This is a genomic window from Mucilaginibacter sp. (assembly GCF_041663085.1).
Taxonomy (GTDB): domain Bacteria; phylum Bacteroidota; class Bacteroidia; order Sphingobacteriales; family Sphingobacteriaceae; genus Mucilaginibacter.
Map to the genome: position 1 here is coordinate 1 of NZ_JBAZRC010000240.1, position 3,319 is coordinate 3,319.

The following is a 3,319-nucleotide window of genomic DNA, read 5'->3' on the forward strand; positions in this document are numbered from 1 at the left end:
TTGCATCTGGGTTGGTAAAATCAAGCACCGCACTGTGGCCGTTCCACCATTCAATGATGGCAGGTTTGTCGGTGTATTTCTCCGGATTACCGGTGTTTGCGCCCTTAGCCATCAGTAAAAGCTTTTTCGCAAGCAATTCCCTGAAAACTTCGGTATCCGGTGATACAAAAGGGCTCACCCACAACATCACCTTAAAGCCTAAGCTATGCAGGGTATCTACCATTGCGGCAGCATTTTTAAACCTATCGGCCCTAAAATCAAACCTGCCGTAGTAATCGGCCCAGTTATCATCTATCATGATAACGCCCGGCGGGAAACCATTGGTAATAATGGCTTTTGCATAGGCTAAAATATCGGCCTCGTTTTGGTTATAAACCAGCTCTATCCAGGTATTGTACTGCGGTTTGCTGAACAACAGCGTATCAGGCAGTTTATTTTTTGACGGGAAGAAACGTTTTGCTGCATTCCTGAATGCCTCACGCAAATCTTTACCTGCCGAATCAATCGTCAGTGCGCCTTTTGCATTGCTGATAACTAATTTATCGTTCTCGACAGTAAACTTAAAAGGCTCTTCGCTCCAGATGAAACGCCCTTTGGTTGATACCAATAAAGGAGCGGCCTGGTTGCCACGGGTATCGGCATACATATCCAGGCTGTAGCCTTCTTTAAAAGGCATCTGGTGGGCTTCGTTTACCGCGCCCCCAAACCATTTTTCGCCGTTTTTGATAGCTATGCTTGTTTGCGCGTAAAGCTGTACACCGTTGGTGCAAATCATCGCGACACAAAACAGACATATTTTAAAGGCCTTTATCATCTATAGCAGTATTATTAATTAATTTTTATGGTGTGGTTTAATTTATTGTAACCTGTAGCGGCTTCCCAAACATCATTATTAGCCAAACGGATGCTGAACTCCGGCCTTTTGCCAATGCTCGCATAAGCATCGGGCAGGTTAAGCAGCATTTCGTAATCGCCTGCCGGGAAATCCTGAGGGATGGCTACACTTTCGGTAACTTTTACATCGCCGCTATACCATCTGCGTACATCTGCTGCCAGGTCTATCGATTTCACCTCACCGGTTTTGGTATTGCGCAGCAGCAACTGGACCGGGCGTTTATTATATGGCGAGGCATAGCCACGGTTTGTAATATTCAGGGTTATGGTCATGTTAGTACCTTTAACAACATTATCGGGCAGTACAGCGCTTTGTAATACAAAACGGTAACCCAGGTTGCGTTTTATGTTATCCATGCAGCCGCCGTCCTGCCAGTCGTTATTAACCGCAGTATTGTAATGCGCGTTAATGAAGCTGTAATGCAATGCTGCAAACTCCGCCTGGATCTTACCGGCGGGCTCGCAATCGTTGGTTGGGCTGTAATCGTCAGAGCAGGTTTCGCCGCCAACTACTACAAATTTGCTATCGGCTTTAAAGTAATCTTTAAGGGTGTTCAGCACGGTACCGTCAGATGCGCGCGGGGTTGAGCTGTTGCCATAATCTTCGTATGTGCCAAAATCATTACTGCTAGCCATAAAGCAATCGTTATGGTAGCCTAAACGGGCTATATCGGTTTCGCTGAAAGCACCACTTTCTGTTAATGGGGCCGAGGTAAGCGGCGCGTTAACACCATAAATATAACGTTGTTTTAGCTGCGGGTAACGCAATTGTATCATCCTGTCGGCAGGTACGGCATCAAGCATGGCTTTGATCACTTCTATCCTGTCTTTCCAGTTTTGGTCAAGCAGTTTACCTTGTGCTGCGTTTGGCGAGGCATCGCCAAAAAAGTCGCTGTAGTATTGCTCGCCCCATACACCAATAAAGCCTAATTGCACACAGGCAATAATATCGGCATTATCATGCAGCAATGGTTTTAACTGCGCGATGTGATTAAGGATAATAGCTTTAGGCGCATCGCCGTAAAGCGGACAAATAAAACCTTCGGGGCAGTTACCGGGCTTTGCCGTAGCGGTGTATACAAAGCGTGGGATAAGCTTAACGCCTGCGGCACGCGCGGCATCAAAATCCTTTTTTAGGTTGGTTAAAAATGATGCTGAGATGGCTTGGTTAACCACATCATCTAAAATATAATACCTAAAAACAAGTGTACTTGCCACCTGGTAATTTGCAGACTCGATAGCCTGCGGCGAGCGGTAGGCTTTCAGTTCTGCTTCATTCAGTACCGTATAGTTGCTTGAGTGTACCTCAGAGTAGCGGTAAAAGCCACGCTCGGGGTTAGGAAAATCTTCACCGGTTTCGGTGTAAGTAACGTTTACCTTTTCAACATTTACAAGGTTAGCGTCTTTATCCTTACACGATGAAGACAGCAGTATAGCTGCAAGGGATACGCTCAGGGCGTAACCTGTAAGTTTTTTTATCATGGTTTAGGGTTTTTATAGTTTAAAAAAGATGTTTCGTTTATAAAGCCAGTAACACAAGCCCCACTCGGCAATTAATGCGGCAATAGCCGATACCAATGCTGCTGCCCCTATAGGAACATTCAGGAAAAGATGAAGCATATCGCCGGTAAAAATGGCCACTTTGGCGTTTACCCATTGCGCACCTACCGTTTCAAAAAATAGGTAAATGAAGATGGCATTCATGCCCACAACAGTGAAGACCCAGGCATATTTGGTGTTACGCTTTACATCAACCAACCAGTAAACAGCGGCCAATATCAGCAGCACCCACCCAACCGATGCAAAAGCAAACGAACTTGTGCTGATGCGTTTGATAATAGGTGTAATGCCCGACAGATCTAACCCGAAACCAATTACCAGGGCAATGATACCGGCTATAAATAATGCCTTTATTTTGTAGCTGATGGTTTTGTTTGAAATGAGCAGCTTGCCTGCCAAAACACCCCAAATGGTGTGTGCCGCGGTTGGGATACAGTTGATAGTTACCCATCCGTCGCTATTTATTTTGCCCATGAGCAGGGTATCAACGTAAGCACCAAAGTTATGGCCTTCTACAAATGGCTGGTCAAAGCCCGGCATCAGTATGGTGCGGTATAAAACCTCGGTAAGGATCAATAAACCCAAAGTAAATACCAACTGCCAGGTGTATGATCTGCCGATGATCAGGTAAGCCACTAAGGTGGTGAATGATAGCTGCGTTAACACATTCCAAAGTTCCCAAACGGGTTTGCCTGCATAAAAGCAATGCAGGGCTACACCGCAAATAAATAGCTTTAGGCTGCGTAGTAATATATGCGGCAGGTTGGCCTGCCAGCTTTGGCCCTTATCTAATTTACGGCTGTAAGAAATATACATCGCGGCGCCGGCCATGAACATAAATGCAGGCTGAACTAAATCCCAGAAA

Annotated in this window: 3 protein-coding genes; all 3 read right to left on the reverse strand. The window is 45.6% G+C overall.

The window, feature by feature from the left end:
• A partial coding sequence (locus tag WC615_RS23025) for a TIM-barrel domain-containing protein (RefSeq protein ID WP_372980369.1) occupies positions 1-814 on the reverse strand: 814 nt, incomplete at its 3' end.
• A gap of 14 nt (positions 815-828) precedes the next feature.
• Positions 829-2,376 (reverse strand): DUF4832 domain-containing protein, encoded by a 1,548-nt coding sequence (locus tag WC615_RS23030; protein WP_372980370.1) that lies wholly within the window; start codon positions 2,374-2,376, stop codon positions 829-831.
• Between the two features lie 12 nt (positions 2,377-2,388).
• The coding region (locus WC615_RS23035) for an acyltransferase family protein (RefSeq protein WP_372980371.1) at positions 2,389-3,319 on the reverse strand (931 nt) is incomplete at its 5' end.